This window comes from Bacillus infantis, from assembly GCF_008180445.1.
GTDB lineage: Bacteria > Bacillota > Bacilli > Bacillales > Cytobacillaceae > Bacillus_AB > Bacillus_AB infantis_B.
Window position 1 is genome coordinate 1 of record NZ_VTER01000018.1, and the last position, 15417, is coordinate 15417.

Annotated in this window: 12 protein-coding genes and 2 rRNA genes; all 14 read left to right on the plus strand. The window is 48.4% G+C overall.

The genetic code is table 11. The features are described 5' to 3' along the window. A 23S ribosomal RNA gene (locus tag FZD51_RS23745) occupies nucleotides 1-103 on the plus strand; the annotation flags it as partial. A gap of 68 nt (nucleotides 104-171) precedes the next feature. Further along, nucleotides 172-288, plus strand: a 5S ribosomal RNA gene (rrf, locus tag FZD51_RS23750). 1266 nt (nucleotides 289-1554) lie between these two features. After that, nucleotides 1555-2019, plus strand: coding sequence for a CtsR family transcriptional regulator (locus tag FZD51_RS23755; protein WP_263623464.1), 465 nt, complete (start codon nucleotides 1555-1557; stop codon nucleotides 2017-2019). A 27-nt stretch (nucleotides 2020-2046) separates the two neighbouring features. Beyond that, on the plus strand, nucleotides 2047-2595 hold the full coding sequence (locus FZD51_RS23760; RefSeq protein ID WP_148976988.1) for a protein-arginine kinase activator protein McsA: 549 nt from the start codon (nucleotides 2047-2049) through the stop codon (nucleotides 2593-2595). Between the two features lie 4 nt (nucleotides 2596-2599). Next, on the plus strand, nucleotides 2600-3667 hold the full coding sequence (locus FZD51_RS23765) for a protein-arginine kinase McsB (RefSeq protein ID WP_148976989.1): 1068 nt from the start codon (nucleotides 2600-2602) through the stop codon (nucleotides 3665-3667). 16 nt (nucleotides 3668-3683) lie between these two features. Next, nucleotides 3684-6137 (plus strand): ATP-dependent protease ATP-binding subunit ClpC, encoded by a 2454-nt coding sequence (gene clpC / locus FZD51_RS23770; protein ID WP_148976990.1) that lies wholly within the window; start codon nucleotides 3684-3686, stop codon nucleotides 6135-6137. A gap of 222 nt (nucleotides 6138-6359) precedes the next feature. Continuing rightward, nucleotides 6360-7742 (plus strand): DNA repair protein RadA, encoded by a 1383-nt coding sequence (gene radA, locus FZD51_RS23775; protein WP_148976991.1) that lies wholly within the window; start codon nucleotides 6360-6362, stop codon nucleotides 7740-7742. A gap of 3 nt (nucleotides 7743-7745) precedes the next feature. Next, the gene (gene disA, locus FZD51_RS23780) at nucleotides 7746-8819 is read left to right on the plus strand and encodes a DNA integrity scanning diadenylate cyclase DisA (protein WP_009791539.1); all 1074 of its coding nucleotides are present in this window, start codon (nucleotides 7746-7748) and stop codon (nucleotides 8817-8819) included. A gap of 210 nt (nucleotides 8820-9029) precedes the next feature. After that, nucleotides 9030-10112 carry a PIN/TRAM domain-containing protein gene (locus tag FZD51_RS23785; protein ID WP_009791540.1) on the plus strand — a complete coding sequence of 361 codons (1083 nt, stop codon included), beginning with the start codon at nucleotides 9030-9032 and terminating at the stop codon, nucleotides 10110-10112. A 21-nt stretch (nucleotides 10113-10133) separates the two neighbouring features. Continuing rightward, on the plus strand, nucleotides 10134-10826 hold the full coding sequence (ispD, locus tag FZD51_RS23790; protein ID WP_148976992.1) for a 2-C-methyl-D-erythritol 4-phosphate cytidylyltransferase: 693 nt from the start codon (nucleotides 10134-10136) through the stop codon (nucleotides 10824-10826). Nucleotides 10827-10844: 18 nt separating this feature from the next. Continuing rightward, nucleotides 10845-11324: a 2-C-methyl-D-erythritol 2,4-cyclodiphosphate synthase gene (gene ispF / locus FZD51_RS23795; protein ID WP_148976993.1), complete on the plus strand. Its 480-nt coding sequence runs from the start codon at nucleotides 10845-10847 to the stop codon at nucleotides 11322-11324. A gap of 90 nt (nucleotides 11325-11414) precedes the next feature. Then, the gene (gene gltX / locus FZD51_RS23800; RefSeq protein ID WP_148976994.1) at nucleotides 11415-12872 is read left to right on the plus strand and encodes a glutamate--tRNA ligase; all 1458 of its coding nucleotides are present in this window, start codon (nucleotides 11415-11417) and stop codon (nucleotides 12870-12872) included. 493 nt (nucleotides 12873-13365) lie between these two features. Then, nucleotides 13366-14016 (plus strand): serine O-acetyltransferase EpsC, encoded by a 651-nt coding sequence (epsC, locus tag FZD51_RS23805; protein WP_148976995.1) that lies wholly within the window; start codon nucleotides 13366-13368, stop codon nucleotides 14014-14016. Then, nucleotides 14016-15413, plus strand: coding sequence for a cysteine--tRNA ligase (cysS, locus tag FZD51_RS23810; protein WP_009791546.1), 1398 nt, complete (start codon nucleotides 14016-14018; stop codon nucleotides 15411-15413). Before epsC ends, cysS begins: the two co-directional genes overlap by 1 nt. The last annotated feature ends 4 nt before the right edge of the window (nucleotides 15414-15417 follow it).

Below are 15417 nucleotides of genomic sequence, written 5' to 3' on the forward strand. Positions count from 1 at the left end.
AAGCTAGTAAGATCCCTGAAAGATGATCAGGTTGATAGGTCTGAGGTGGAAGCGTGGTGACACGTGGAGCTGACAGATACTAATAGATCGAGGACTTAACCACAATTGATTACTCTGTCATTCTTCTTCTGCATTATCTAGTTTTGAGGGAACAAAACCTCAATCAAATAGTCTGGTGGCGATAGCGAGAAGGTCACACCCGTTCCCATACCGAACACGGAAGTTAAGCTTCTCAGCGCCGATGGTAGTTGGGGGCTCTCCCCCTGTGAGAGTAGGACGCTGCCGGGCGAAACGAAGAACAGTCTGTGAGACTGTTCTTTTTTGTGTTTTTTTTGGGTTTTTGATCAGAAAAGGGATCGTTTGGTGGAAGTGATTAGCCGGAGGGGCTTATGAGCGGGGTTTGTTGTATGAAAATAGGGGAGAGCGGCTGTTCGAAAAAGGAAATTCATCAATTGGCTCGATAATCTACCGACTCAGCGGTTAATTTCATCAAACGTTCGATTAATTTACCGAATACCCCACTTAATTTACCGAATCCCTCACTTAATTTACCATTTGCCATAAAACAGCCATAACCCGCCCGGAAATTTCCTCATATGGCCGAAAAATAGATACCAGGCGGGCAAACTAGCAGTGTTTTGAATCAAATATATGAGCTAGCAGGCGCTTAAACTGTGAATTTAATCAAATGACCGATTAATTTACCGAATACCCCACTTAATTTACCGAATCCCTCACTTAATTTACCATTTGCCATAAAACAGCCATAACCCGCCCGGAAATTTCCTCATACGGCCGAAAAATAGATACCAGGCGGGCAAACTAGCAGTGTTTTGAATCAAATATATGAGCTAGCAGGCGCTTAAACTGAGAATTTAATCAAATGACCGATTAATCTACCGGCTTAATGGTTTATTCAATCAAACGACCGATTAATTTACCGAATTCCCCACTTAATTTACCGAATCCCTCATTTAATTTACCATTTGCCTCAAATATCAGCGGGATACCATTCGCAAGCTCTATCAATAGATTGCCATCTTCGTTCAGGTATATACGATCTTAATCCCTCCTCCCAATATCCTATCAACCTAACGTCATATCTAACCGTTCTGCCAGATAGTTTACGAACTCCTGCGTCTAATCAAATCTTCTAGTCAAACAATCTTCTCACTCATCCGCTTAACACACACCATTGCCCAAGCAAAGAAACCAGCCAATCCTCCCTCAACCCACCCCACCCAAATTAGCACCGATTCAACTTCCCATCATCCCCACTCTCATTCACTCTCCCTCCTTCACCCGTATCCCTCCCCACCCAGCTGCCAACGTCCCCCGCATACACATCCCCGTTCATCAAAACCAACTTTCCCCCCCATGACAAGCACCCAAAAGCCCATCAACTGAATACTCTATACAGCTGGAAGATTTTGCTCTTGTTACGTTTGAGATATTTATTAAATGGGAAAATTAATAAGGCATCCATCTTGCAACTTTTTACATAATTCATTTATAATTAAAGTCAAATATAGTCAAAGTCAGGGAGGAGGAGGCCTGGTGAGGAATATATCCGACATAATCGAGAAATATCTGAAGGAAGTCTTGGAGCTGAGTGAACGGGAAAGTGTCGAGATCAAAAGAAGCGAAGTGGCTGATAAATTCCAATGTGTCCCCTCGCAGATCAATTACGTCATCAATACCCGATTTACAATCGAAAAAGGATATATTGTTGAAAGCAAGCGGGGCGGCGGAGGATATATCCGGATCATGAAGGTACAGTCCTATGATCATGCGGACCTGATTGATCAGCTGCTGATGCTGATCCAAAGCAGGATATCGCAGGGCAGCGCTGAGAGTGTCATCTTGCGCCTGGTGGAAGAGGAAGTCATCACACGCCGCGAAGCTAAAATCATGCTCAGTGTAATCGACCGGTCGGTTTTATATATAGAGCTTCCGTTCCGCGATGAATTGCGATCAAGAATGCTGAGAGCAATGCTGACTTCGTTGAAGTATAAATAAAGATTAAGCAGCTGGAGAGGTGAGTGCATGATTTGCCAAGAATGTAATCAGAGACCGGCAACGCTGCATTTTACAAAAAGCATAAATGGCGGGAAGACCGAATTCCATCTTTGCGAGGTCTGCGCCAAGGAAAAAGGCGAAATGTTCATGATCAATAATCAGGCTTCAGGCTTTTCCCTCAATAGCCTGCTGGCGGGGCTTTTGAATATTGAGCCGGGTCTGCAGCAGCCGAAAAAAGAGCAAAGGCCGCAGGAGCAAATTCTGCAGTGCAGCAAATGCCAGATGACTTTTAAGCAGTTCATTAAAATCGGACGGTTTGGCTGTGCCGACTGCTATTCGGAATTCAAGGGGCAGCTTGACCCGATCCTGAAGCGGCTTCACAGCGGGAACTGGTCCCATCGAGGGAAGGTACCGGCAAGAGCCGGCGGGAGCATTCAGCTCAGGAGAAAGATTGAAGACATGAAAAAAGAATTGAAGGAATTGATCCTGCAGGAAGAGTTTGAAAAAGCTGCCGAGCGCCGGGATGAGATACGGTCCCTTGAAAAGCAGCTGAGCAGCGGCAGGGAGGGGGACTGATATCATGTCACTGGAACGTTTTATCAGCCAGGCGGTCAGTTCCTGGATGAGTGCGGAAGGCCCTGATTCTGATATTGTGCTAAGCTCCCGCATCCGTCTGGCAAGGAATATGAATATATATAAGTTTCCTACTCTTTTTTCAAATGAAGAAGGTCAGAGCATCATTGAAGATCTGAGGAAGATTTCAACCGAGAAGCCTTTCACAGGGCTTGGCGGAATGGAACTTTTAGAAATGGGAAGTCTCCAGCCTCTCCAAAAAAGGGTGCTTGTCGAAAAGCATCTGATCAGCCCAAATCTGGCAGAACAGTCTCCTTACGGTGCTTGCCTCCTTTCAGAAAATGAAGAGGTCAGCATCATGGTCAACGAGGAAGACCATATCCGGATTCAATGCCTGTTTCCTGCATTCAGGCTGACCGAGGCGCTTGAGATGGCCAATAAGCTGGATGACTGGCTGGAGGAAAATCTTGAATTTGCCTTTGATGAAGACTACGGGTATCTTACCAGCTGCCCGACCAATGTCGGAACAGGGCTTAGGGCTTCAGTCATGATGCACCTTCCAGGTCTGATGATTACCCATCAGATGAACAGGATCATCCCGGCCATCAATCAGCTGGGGCTTGTGGTGAGGGGGACATATGGCGAAGGAAGCGAGGCGCTGGGCAATATTTTTCAAGTGTCCAATCAGATCACGCTCGGAAAGTCTGAGGAAGACATCGTAGAAGATCTGAAGAGTGTCGTGGGCCAGCTCATCGCCCAGGAAAGATATGCCCGGGAAGCATTAGCAAAGACTTCAAACATACAATTAGAAGACAGAGTGTACCGTTCCTATGGGATTCTCTCCAGCAGCCGGATCATTGAATCAAAAGAAGCGGCAAAATGCTTATCTGATGTCCGGCTGGGTATAGATATGGGATACATCAAAGATATTCCCAAAAATATTTTAAATGAATTGATGATTCTTACACAGCCCGGTTTCCTGCAGCAATATGCCGGCGGGCCGCTCCGGCCTGAAGAACGTGATATTAGAAGGGCTGCACTTATACGCGAAAGATTGAAAATGGAAAAACAATAGTCGGGAGGATGAAATTATGATGTTCGGACGATTTACTGAAAGAGCTCAAAAAGTATTGGCATTAGCACAGGAGGAAGCCATTCGCTTAGGACACAGCAATATCGGCACAGAGCATATCCTGCTCGGCCTCGTCCGTGAAGGAGAGGGAATTGCTGCAAAGGCGCTTTATGCACTCGGGCTGGGCTCTGAAAAGATCCAAAAAGAGGTGGAGAACCTTATTGGCCGCGGCCAGGATTCCTCACAGACTCCCCACTATACACCAAGGGCCAAAAAGGTCATTGAGCTCTCAATGGATGAGGCCAGAAAACTGGGCCACTCTTATGTCGGCACAGAGCATATCCTGCTCGGCTTGATCCGCGAGGGCGAGGGTGTTGCCGCACGGGTGCTGAACAATCTGGGAGTCAGCTTGAATAAAGCAAGGCAGCAGGTGCTCCAGCTTCTGGGCAGCAATGATTCAGGAAGCCATCAGGGAGGATCGGCGGCAAGCGCCAATACGCCGACCCTTGATAGCCTTGCAAGAGATCTGACAGCCATTGCCAGAGAAGGCAGCCTTGATCCGGTCATCGGCCGAAGCAAGGAAATCCAGCGCGTCATTGAAGTGCTGAGCCGCCGGACAAAGAATAATCCGGTCCTGATCGGGGAGCCTGGCGTCGGTAAGACAGCCATCGCTGAAGGACTTGCACAGCAGATCATCAACAATGAAGTGCCGGAGATTCTCCGCGACAAAAGGGTTATGACACTGGATATGGGAACAGTAGTAGCCGGAACAAAGTACCGCGGCGAATTTGAAGACCGCTTAAAGAAAGTGATGGATGAAATCCGCCAGGCTGGCAATATCATTCTCTTCATCGATGAGCTTCATACTTTGATTGGTGCAGGAGGAGCAGAGGGGGCAATCGATGCTTCCAATATCCTGAAGCCATCCCTTGCAAGGGGCGAACTGCAGTGCATCGGCGCCACGACCCTGGATGAATACAGAAAGTATATCGAAAAGGATGCTGCGCTTGAACGGCGTTTCCAGCCGATCACGGTAGATGAACCGACAGCTGATGAGTCTGTCCAGATCCTTAAAGGGCTGCGCGACCGCTATGAGGCCCATCACAGAGTATCCATCACAGATGAAGCCATTGAGGCAGCTGTTAAGCTTTCTGATCGTTATATCTCAGACCGCTTCCTTCCGGATAAGGCGATCGATCTGATTGATGAAGCAGGTTCGAAAGTACGCCTGCGGTCTTACACTACTCCTCCTAACCTGAAAGAGCTTGAAATGAAGCTTGAGGAAGTAAGGAAGGAAAAAGATGCTGCCGTCCAAAGCCAGGAGTTTGAGAAAGCTGCATCCCTCAGAGACTCTGAACAGCGCCTGCGCGAGCAGCTGGAGGAAACAAAGAAGAGCTGGAAAGAGAAGCAGGGGAAGGAAAACAGCGAAGTCACAGTGGATGATATTGCACATGTCGTGGCAAGCTGGACTGGAATTCCTGTAGCGAAGCTGGCTCAGACAGAAACAGCCAAGCTCCTGAACATGGAAGAAATTCTTCATTCCCGTGTCATTGGCCAGGAAGAAGCGGTCAAGGCGATCTCCAAAGCGGTCCGCCGTGCGCGTGCCGGCCTGAAAGATCCTAAGCGCCCGATCGGCTCCTTCGTATTCCTCGGCCCTACCGGCGTCGGTAAGACTGAGCTTGCACGAGCGCTTGCAGAGGCGATGTTCGGCGATGAAGATGCAATGATCCGCATTGATATGTCTGAATATATGGAGAAGCATTCAACTTCCCGTCTTGTTGGTTCACCTCCGGGGTATGTAGGATATGAGGAAGGCGGCCAGCTGACAGAAAAAGTCCGCAGGAAGCCATACTCAGTTGTCCTTCTGGATGAGATCGAGAAAGCACATCCGGATGTATTCAATATCCTCCTTCAGGTTCTTGAGGATGGACGCCTGACAGATTCTAAAGGCCGGACAGTCGACTTCCGCAATACAGTCCTGATCATGACATCCAATGTCGGGGCAGAAGCGCTGAAACGCAATAAATATGTCGGCTTTAATATCCAGGATGGAGAGCAGGACTATAAGGATATGAAAGGCAAGGTAATGGAAGAGCTTAAGAAGGCTTTCCGCCCTGAATTCCTTAACCGGATCGATGAAATCATCGTGTTCCATGCCCTTGAGAAAAAACATCTCAAGGAAATCGTTACACTGCTTTCCGATCAATTGGTTAAACGCCTGCAGGAACAGGAAATCGTCCTTGGCCTGACCGATAAAGCAAAAGAGAAAATTTCCGAGGAAGGGTACGACCCTGAGTATGGTGCAAGGCCGCTCCGCCGTGCGATCCAAAAGCATATCGAGGACCGCTTATCAGAGGAGCTGCTGAAGGGACAGGTGCTGACAGGGCAGAATGTCATCATCGATGTAGAAGATGGGGAATTTGTCGTGAAAACAGAAGAATCTCCTGAAACTGCAACAAACTTATCTAAATAAACGTCATATTATATAATAAAAAGGTACACGGTGCACAATGCGTGTACCTTTTTCCATTGAAGGCATTTCAAACTGCCCTTATATAAAAAATCAGCCATTTCCACTACTTTCCTTGGACAGGCATTTTTATATAAGCGGGGAAGTATAATATACTTTCCCTATAATGAAACTAATGGTGCACTTTTCACAATAGAAGAGAATGAAATAGAAAGGGAGAAACGGATGGCAAAAAGAAAGACCAAATTCATCTGCCAGGAATGCGGCTATGAGTCCGCCAAGTGGATGGGCAAATGTCCTGCCTGCGGGCAGTGGAATACAATGGTGGAGGAAACGGAAAAGCCTGCAGCTGGAGGAAGAAGGGGGGCTTTTGCCCATTCGGCTGGCGTAACCCTTGCTTCTAAAGCGACGCCGATCACCTCAATTGAGACAGTCAATGAGCCGCGGATCTATACAGACCTGAAGGAGCTCAACCGCGTTCTGGGCGGCGGGGTGGTAAGGGGCTCCCTTGTTCTGATCGGGGGCGATCCCGGTATCGGGAAGTCGACGCTTCTTCTGCAGGTATCTAACCAGCTGGCCCGGAAGGATCATTCGGTCCTTTATATTTCCGGAGAGGAATCCATGAGGCAGACAAAGCTCAGGGCTGACAGGCTAGGGGTAGTGTCAGATAACCTGCTGGTATATGCAGAAACGAATCTCGAGGAAATCAGCCGGACCATCGAAAATGAAAATCCCAGTTTTGTGATCATTGATTCAATCCAGACTGTTTTTCATCCGGACATTACCTCGGCCCCGGGAAGTGTCTCGCAGGTAAGGGAATGTACATCAGAACTGATGAGGATTGGGAAGACAAAAGGCATTGCGATCTTTATCGTTGGACATGTCACGAAGGAAGGATCGATTGCCGGTCCAAGGCTGCTCGAGCATATGGTTGACACAGTCCTTTACTTTGAAGGTGAAAGGCATCATACGTACCGCATTCTCAGGGCTGTGAAGAACCGTTTCGGATCGACCAATGAAATGGGCATTTTTGAAATGAAGGAATTCGGCCTTGAAGAGGTGGAAAATCCATCGGAAATATTCCTTGAAGAGCGCTCCCAGGGGGCATCCGGATCTACAGTTGTTGCCTCCATGGAAGGGACGAGGCCGGTGCTGGTTGAAATCCAGGCGCTCATTTCTCCGACGAGCTTCGGGAATCCGCGGAGGATGGCAACCGGGATCGATCATAACCGCGTCCCGCTTTTAATGGCCGTGCTTGAAAAGCGTGTCGGGATGCTTCTGCAAAATCAGGATGCTTATTTGAAGGTGGCAGGCGGCGTTAAGCTGGATGAACCTGCGATTGACCTGGCAATTGCCGTCAGCATTGCCTCAAGCTTCAGGGATAAGCCAACACAGGCCTCTGATTGCATCATCGGGGAAGTAGGTTTGACCGGCGAAGTCCGCCGTGTCTCCAGGATCGAACAGCGTGTCCAGGAAGCTGCTAAGCTAGGGTTTGAACGGATCATCCTTCCTGCTAAGAACCTTGGAGGCTGGGACTCTCCGCCGGGTGTGCAGCTAATCGGGGTTAATACAGTCAGCGAGGCCTTAAAAGCGGCATTAGGAGGATAAGATATGGACAATAAAAAGCTGGGGGAAAAGACCCGGAGCGATATATTGAAATTTTTGGCACCGGGAACACCGATACGCGAAGGAATCGATAATGTCCTGCGTGCAAACACAGGCGGACTGATTGTACTGGGCTGCAATGAGAAGGTGAAGGCGATTGTAGACGGGGGCTTTCAGATCAATTGCCCTTTCACGCCTAGTTACTTGTATGAGCTGGCCAAAATGGACGGCGCCATCGTCCTGAATGAGACAGGCAGCAAGATCCTTATAGCCAATGCCCAGCTTGCCCCGAACCCGGGCATCCCTTCCTCGGAAACCGGGATGCGGCACCGGACGGCAGAGCGGGTGGCAAAGGAGACAGGTGCGCTGGTCGTTGCCATTTCACAGCGGCGGACTGTCATCACACTCTACCAGGGCCATTTCAGGTATGCATTGAAAGACATCGCCGTCATTCTCGCAAAAGCCAACCAGGCAGTCCAGACGCTTGAGAAATACAAAGTGGTGCTGGAGCAGAGCATCGCAAGCCTCGGGATCCTTGAGTTTGAAGAGCTTGTGACCTACAGCGATGTTCTTCAGGTGCTGCACCGCTATGAGATGGTGCTGAAGATCAAGCAGGAACTGATGTCCTACCTGAGTGAACTGGGCACGGAAGGCAGGCTGATCCGCCTGCAGATGAACGAGCTCTTGACTGACATGGAAAAGGAAACGTCTTTGATCATTAAAGACTATGCCTTTGATAAGGATGTCAGCACGAAGGAAGCAATCAGCAAAATGCAGGAGCTGGCAAGCGGCGAAACGATCGAGGACAGCATCCTCCTGAAGCTGATCGGTTATAGCGGCTATGTCCACCTGGATGAAGGGATTTGTCCAAGAGGCTACCGGATGCTTAATAAAATCCCCCGTCTCCCGCCAATCATTATTGAAAATCTTATCACCAGATTCCAGGAGCTTCCTGAAATCACAGCAGCTTCAGTAGAGGATCTTGATGAGGTGGAAGGCATCGGTGAAGTCAGGGCGAGAAAAATCCGTGAGGGCCTCAAGCTGGTCAAGGAGCAGCTGTTTGCGGACCGTCAGCTTTAATTGCCCATTGAATTGGGCTATACAGTATGCTAAAATGGTGGTTTTATATTATTTGACACTATGTTTGCACGGTGCTACGCTTAAGGTGTATCAGTATATAAAACCTCCAATATTATTATTTTTAAATAATGTTACAAAAAACCAAATTAACATATTCTGCAGGTTTCAATTCAGGGAATTTGTTTATAATGATTAAAAGGAGGTGAAGGAATGTTAAAACGCATTGTACAGGCATGCTTTCTTATTACCGGGGGGACCCTTGGGATCTTTTTGATTCCGGACTTGCTCGGGCTAGTTGCTTTAGACGACATTCCTCTTTTAAATAATCCATATGTGTCCGCTATTTTAGGTGCCATTATTTTTTATCTTATATCTTTTTGGGCAGTTGATTATGTAACCAATTTCGTGAGATGGGTAGAGGAATCATTGGTGAAAGCGCCTATAACAGATATTATTTTTGGCAGTGTGGGCCTTGCTTTCGGCCTGATAGTGGCATTTTTGATCGGCTTTGCGCTCAATGCAATCGAATTTCCGATTGTCAATACGGTCGCTCCGATCCTGCTGACGCTGATTTTTGGCTATCTTGGCTTCCAGGTGGGCTTTAAAAAGCGCGATGAGCTTCTGGGATTATTTACAAGCCGGAAAAAGAAATCCGGTGAAGAGGAAGCAGAACCAGTTGAGAAAAACGCATTAAAGATTCTGGATACAAGTGTAATCATTGACGGCAGGATTGCGGATATCTGCCAGACGGGCTTCCTTGAAGGAACCATCGTCATCCCCCAGTTTGTCCTTGAGGAGCTTCAGCATATAGCTGATTCTTCAGATGTATTGAAAAGGAACAGGGGGAGGCGTGGGCTGGATATCCTGAACCGTATCCAGAAGGAGCTTTCCATCAAGGTCGAGATTTATGAAGGGGACTTCGAGGAGATCCAGGAAGTGGACAGCAAGCTTGTGAAACTGGCAAAGCTGACGAACGGTGTTGTGGTGACTAATGACTTTAATCTTAACAAGGTATGCGAGCTCCAGAAGGTATCTGTGCTCAATATCAACGATTTGGCCAATGCGGTCAAGCCGGTGGTGCTGCCTGGCGAAGAGATGAAGGTACAGGTCATCAAGGACGGGAAAGAGCATAATCAGGGTGTTGCTTATCTGGATGACGGCACAATGATTGTCGTCGAAGATGGCCGCGATTATATCGGCAAGCACATCGACGTCCTTGTCACCAGCGTGCTGCAGACCTCTGCGGGCCGCATGATATTTGCAAAGCCTAAGCTGCTTGAAAAAGCTTTATAAAAGAGAGTTGGGAGACTGTTTATGCCTTATCAGGTAATTATTCCTGCTGCAGGCCAGGGGAAAAGGATGGGTGCCGGCAAAAATAAGCTTTTGCTTGAGATCCGCGGTGTGCCGGTATTCATACACACGCTCAGAGTGTTTGAAAGCGATCCGGATTGTACCGGCATCCTGCTTGCGGTCAATCCTTCCGAGAAAGCGGAGATCCAAGAGCTTCTTGCCTTTTACGATATCAAGAAAGTCACTGGGCTCGTTCCCGGGGGATCTGAACGCCAATACAGCGTCTATAATGCGGTGAAGGAGCTGCAGGGCGATGGCATTGCCATGGTGCATGATGCGGCCCGCCCTTTCATCGACCAGCACCTGATCAGGGAGCTGACGGAGGCTGCGGATCAGGATGGCAGCGCCGTATTGGCCGTGCCAGTGAAGGATACTGTGAAAAAGGCTGACGGCAATCAAATCCTGGAAACAGTTGAACGATCAAGTCTGTGGGCAGTCCAAACCCCACAGGCTTTTCGTGTTTCCACCCTCCTGCACATTCATCAGAAAGCGGCTGAGGAGGATTACCTCGGCACAGATGATGCCAGCCTGGCAGAACGGCTCGGCATTCCTGTAAAAATCGTTGAAGGAAATTATGATAATATCAAGCTTACAACCCCGGAGGATCTTTATTTTGCAGAAGCGATTATCCGGAAACGTGAAGCTCGAAGTAACTGACATAAAGGGGAATATACTATGTTTCGTATTGGACAGGGCTTTGATGTACATCAATTAACCGAAGGAAGGCCGCTGATTATCGGCGGTATTGAAATTCCCTATGAAAAGGGGCTGCTGGGCCATTCTGATGCGGATGTGCTTCTTCATACCATTGCAGACGCGTGTCTCGGGGCAATAGGGGAAGGCGATATCGGCAGGCATTTTCCGGATACAGATCCTGAATTCAAGGATGCTGATTCAGCCAAGCTGCTGGAGCATGTATGGAAGATTGTAGATGAGAAAGGATATAAGCTTGTGAATGCCGATTGCACCATCATTGCGCAAATGCCGAAAATGGCGCCTTATATCGGTCAGATGAAAGAGCGGATTGCAGAGCTGCTGCAGGCAGATGCGGACCGCATCAATGTCAAGGCAACCACAACAGAAAAGCTTGGTTTTCCGGGCAGGGGCGAAGGGATCGCTTCACAGGCTGCCGTCCTGCTGCAGAAAAAGGACTGAGCCCCCGGAAAAATTAGCTTTATAAGGCAAAAACACGGTGTTAGAATATAGCAAAGAAGAAGGAAAATGACTACAATAGGAGGCTTATTCATGTCTAATGAAATCAGGGTCCGCTATGCGCCAAGCCCAACCGGACATTTACATATAGGCAATGCCCGCACAGCGCTGTTCAACTATTTGTTTGCGCGCTCAAAAGGCGGGAAATTCATCATCAGGATCGAGGATACCGACCTTAAAAGGAATATTGAAGGCGGAGAGGAAAGCCAGCTGAAGTATCTGCAGTGGCTAGGTATCGACTGGGATGAAAGCATCGATAAAGATGGAGGATACGGCCCATACCGCCAGTCAGAGCGGAATGATATCTATCAAAAGCTGTATCAGGAGCTGCTCGATAAGGGTCTTGCTTACAAATGCTATTGCACAGAGGAAGAGCTCGAAGCAGAGCGTGAAGAGCAGATGGCAAGGGGAGATAACCCCCAATATTCCGGCAAATGCCGCCATTTGGGCCAGGAGGACCGGGAAAAGCTGGAGGCTGAAGGCCGCAGGCCGAGCATCCGTTTCATCGTGCCGAAAGGGAAGGTTTATGCATTCAATGACATGGTGAAGGACGAGGTTTCCTTTGAGTCTGACGGATTCGGCGATTTTGTCATCGTAAAGAAAGATGGAATTCCGACTTATAATTTCGCGGTGGCTGCCGATGACCATATGATGAAAATTTCCCACGTACTGCGCGGGGACGACCATATTTCAAATACACCGAAGCAGCTGATGATCTATGAGGCATTCGGCTGGGAGCCTCCTGTCTTTGGCCATATGACGCTCATCGTCAACGAAAGCCGCAAGAAGCTCAGCAAGCGGGATGAATCCATCATCCAGTTCATCGAGCAGTACGAAGACCTTGGCTATCTTCCGGAAGCATTATTCAACTTCATCGCCCTGCTTGGCTGGTCGCCTGCCGGAGAAGAGGAGATCTTCACGAAGGAAGAGCTGATCAATATCTTTGAAGCGGACCGGCTTTCAAAGTCGCCGGCTCTGTTTGATAAGCAGAAGCTGACATGGATGAATAACCAATACATCAAGCAGGAAGAACTCGATAAGCTGGTGGAAATTTCACTTCCTCATCTCATCAAGGCAGGAAAAGTAAGTGAAAACCTGACAGCCGCGGATGAAGAGTGGGTGCGCGGGCTTATTTCCCTTTACCAGGACCAAATGAGCTATGGCGCTGAAATCGTTGACCTTTCAGGCATCTTCTTCACAGAGGACGTCAGCTATGATGGAGAAGCGAAAGAAGTCCTGAGCGAAGAGCAGGTGCCGGAAGTGCTTTCTGCCTTCCTGACCGAGATTGATTCCCTGGAAGCTTTTACAGCGGAAGAAATCAAAGCAGCCCTGAAGGCAGTCCAGAAAGGCACAGGCCATACAGGCAAGAAGCTGTTCATGCCTGTACGTGCAGCCATTACAGGCCAGACACATGGACCGGATCTTCCTAAGGCCATCGCTCTTTTAGGAAAAGACAAGGTAAAAAATCGTTTGGCAAGCATTAATGATTAACATCTTGGCAAAAATGTAATATAGTAAGAGTAATTCAAATTTCATGATTCAAAAGTGTTGAAGAGGAAGAGTAGAAAAATGATGCTTTATAGCCTGGCCCATAACGGGATAAGGCTGAAAGAGAGAACCATCACCGGCTGAAAGTGGTTCAGGCCCCTCATTTTTTGAAGTGCCCCTCTGAGTCCCATTTCGAAAATGCAGAGTAGATTTGGGCGGATTTCCTTCCGTTAACAGGGCAGAGTTGAGGCCTTTTTTACATGTGCCTAAACAGAGTGGAACCGCGCATTCAGCGTCTCTGTCATTATGACAGGGGCGCTTTTTTGTTGTTAAGGATCAAAAGTTTGCCGGGCTTGAAGTAAACAGCTTAAGGCCTGCTCCAGCGCCCGGTCCCTCGTATATGAGCCGCTCCGGAAAGGATTTCCCGGAAGGATGCTGGCTGTCTGGAAGATAAATTTCAACCATCAGATATGCAAAAACAGGGAGGGGAGAACAAATGTTCCGAAGGCTTAAAGAGGATATAGAGGTAGTTTTTGACCAGGACCCTGCAGCCAGGAGCTATATTGAAGTTATACTTACGTATTCCGGAGTCCATGCCATATGGGCACATCGGCTGGCACATGCCCTGTTCAAAAGGAAATTCTATTTTTGGGCCCGGGTTATTTCCCAGATCAGCCGATTTTTTACCGGTATCGAGATCCATCCTGGTGCAAAAATCGGCCGGCGTTTCTTCATTGACCACGGCATGGGCGTAGTGATCGGCGAGACATGCGAAATCGGTGATAATGTGACAGTGTTCCAGGGGGTCACCCTTGGCGGGACCGGCAAGGAAAAAGGGAAGCGCCACCCGACCATTAAAGATAATGCCCTGATAGCCACGGGTGCGAAGGTTTTGGGTTCCATCACCATCGGCGAGAACTCGAAAGTGGGAGCGGGATCGGTCGTCCTAAGGGATGTTCCCCCCAATTCAACGGCAGTGGGTATTCCGGGCAAGGTCGTCATCAAAGACGGTGTGAAGCTTAAGAAGGATCTCAACCACAGCGATCTGCCCGATCCAGTGAGCGACAGGCTGGTCGAGATGGAGATGAAGCTTCAGGAGATGCAGGTTGAACTGGAGGATTTGAGAAGAGAAAGGAGCCTTAAATAATGGCTATTGCTATCTATAATACAATGTCCAGGCAGAAGGAAGAGTTTATTCCCCTTGAAGAAGGGAAAGTCAAAATGTATGTATGCGGACCGACCGTATATAACTATATCCATATAGGAAATGCCCGTCCGCCGATCGTTTTTGATACGGTAAGAAGATATCTGGAGTTCAGAGGCTATGATGTACAATATATCTCCAATTTTACAGACGTGGATGATAAGCTGATCAGAGCTGCCAAAGAGCTTGGGGAGGATGTTCCATCCATTGCCGAGCGTTTCATCGATGCTTACTTTGAGGATGTTTCAGCGCTGGGATGCAAACGGGCGGATGTGCACCCGCGCGTAACTGAGAGCATGGATCTTATCATTCAGTTCATCGAGGCGCTGATTGAAAAAGGATTTGCCTATGAATCGAATGGGGATGTGTATTTCCACACCAGAAGATTCGATGAATACGGCAAGCTGTCACAGCAATCCATTGATGAGCTCCGTGTCGGCGCCAGGATTGCTGTAGGGGAGAAAAAGCAGGATGCCCTTGACTTTGCACTCTGGAAAACGGCGAAAGAAGGGGAGATATCCTGGGAAAGCCCATGGGGCAAAGGACGTCCGGGCTGGCATATCGAGTGCTCTGCCATGGCGAGGAAATATCTTGGCGACACGATTGATATCCATGCCGGCGGCCAGGATCTCTCGTTCCCGCACCACGAAAATGAAATCGCCCAGTCCGAAGCGCTGACAGGAAAGACATTTGCGCGCTATTGGATGCATAACGGGTATATTAATATCAATAATGAAAAGATGTCCAAGTCGCTTGGCAACTTTGTCCTTGTGCATGACATCATCAAAAAGCATGATCCGCAGGTATTGAGATTCTTCATGCTTTCTGTCCATTACCGCCACCCGATCAATTACAGCGACGAGCTGCTTGAAAATACACGCAGCGGGCTGGAAAGAATCACAACTTCTTATCAGAACCTTGCGCACCGGAAGGAAGCAAGCGCCGAGCTGACAGACAACAACAGCGAATGGCTGAAAAAGATTGAAGATCTCCACGGGGAATTCATCAAGGAAATGGATGATGACTTCAATACAGCAAACGGGATCTCCGTCCTGTTCGAGCTTTCAAGGCAGGCGAATTATTATCTGCTGGAAAAGAATACGAGCGTCGAAGTAATCGAAGCCTTCATGAAAGAATTTGAAATTCTGTTCGATGTCCTCGGGCTGTCGCTTGGCGGCGAAGAACTGCTGGATGATGAGATCGATGCGCTGATTGAAAAGCGCAACCAGGCGAGGAAAGAACGGAACTTCCAGCTTTCCGACCAGATCCGCGACCAGCTGAAGGAAATGAACATCATTCTGGAAGATACGGCCCAGGGCACAAGATGGAAAAGAGGCTGACGTC

What these genes read in the sequence shown, in the direction of transcription:
- FZD51_RS23760 (WP_148976988.1), top strand. Translation starts at nt 2,047, where the DNA reads ATGATTTGCCAAGAATGTAATCAGAGACCGGCAACGCTGCATTTTACA.
- FZD51_RS23765 (WP_148976989.1), top strand. Translation starts at nt 2,600, where the DNA reads ATGTCACTGGAACGTTTTATCAGCCAGGCGGTCAGTTCCTGGATGAGT.
- clpC (WP_148976990.1), top strand. Translation starts at nt 3,684, where the DNA reads ATGATGTTCGGACGATTTACTGAAAGAGCTCAAAAAGTATTGGCATTA.
- radA (WP_148976991.1), top strand. Translation starts at nt 6,360, where the DNA reads ATGGCAAAAAGAAAGACCAAATTCATCTGCCAGGAATGCGGCTATGAG.
- disA (WP_009791539.1), top strand. Translation starts at nt 7,746, where the DNA reads ATGGACAATAAAAAGCTGGGGGAAAAGACCCGGAGCGATATATTGAAA.
- FZD51_RS23785 (WP_009791540.1), top strand. Translation starts at nt 9,030, where the DNA reads ATGTTAAAACGCATTGTACAGGCATGCTTTCTTATTACCGGGGGGACC.
- ispD (WP_148976992.1), top strand. Translation starts at nt 10,134, where the DNA reads ATGCCTTATCAGGTAATTATTCCTGCTGCAGGCCAGGGGAAAAGGATG.
- ispF (WP_148976993.1), top strand. Translation starts at nt 10,845, where the DNA reads ATGTTTCGTATTGGACAGGGCTTTGATGTACATCAATTAACCGAAGGA.
- gltX (WP_148976994.1), top strand. Translation starts at nt 11,415, where the DNA reads ATGTCTAATGAAATCAGGGTCCGCTATGCGCCAAGCCCAACCGGACAT.
- epsC (WP_148976995.1), top strand. Translation starts at nt 13,366, where the DNA reads ATGTTCCGAAGGCTTAAAGAGGATATAGAGGTAGTTTTTGACCAGGAC.
- cysS (WP_009791546.1), top strand. Translation starts at nt 14,016, where the DNA reads ATGGCTATTGCTATCTATAATACAATGTCCAGGCAGAAGGAAGAGTTT.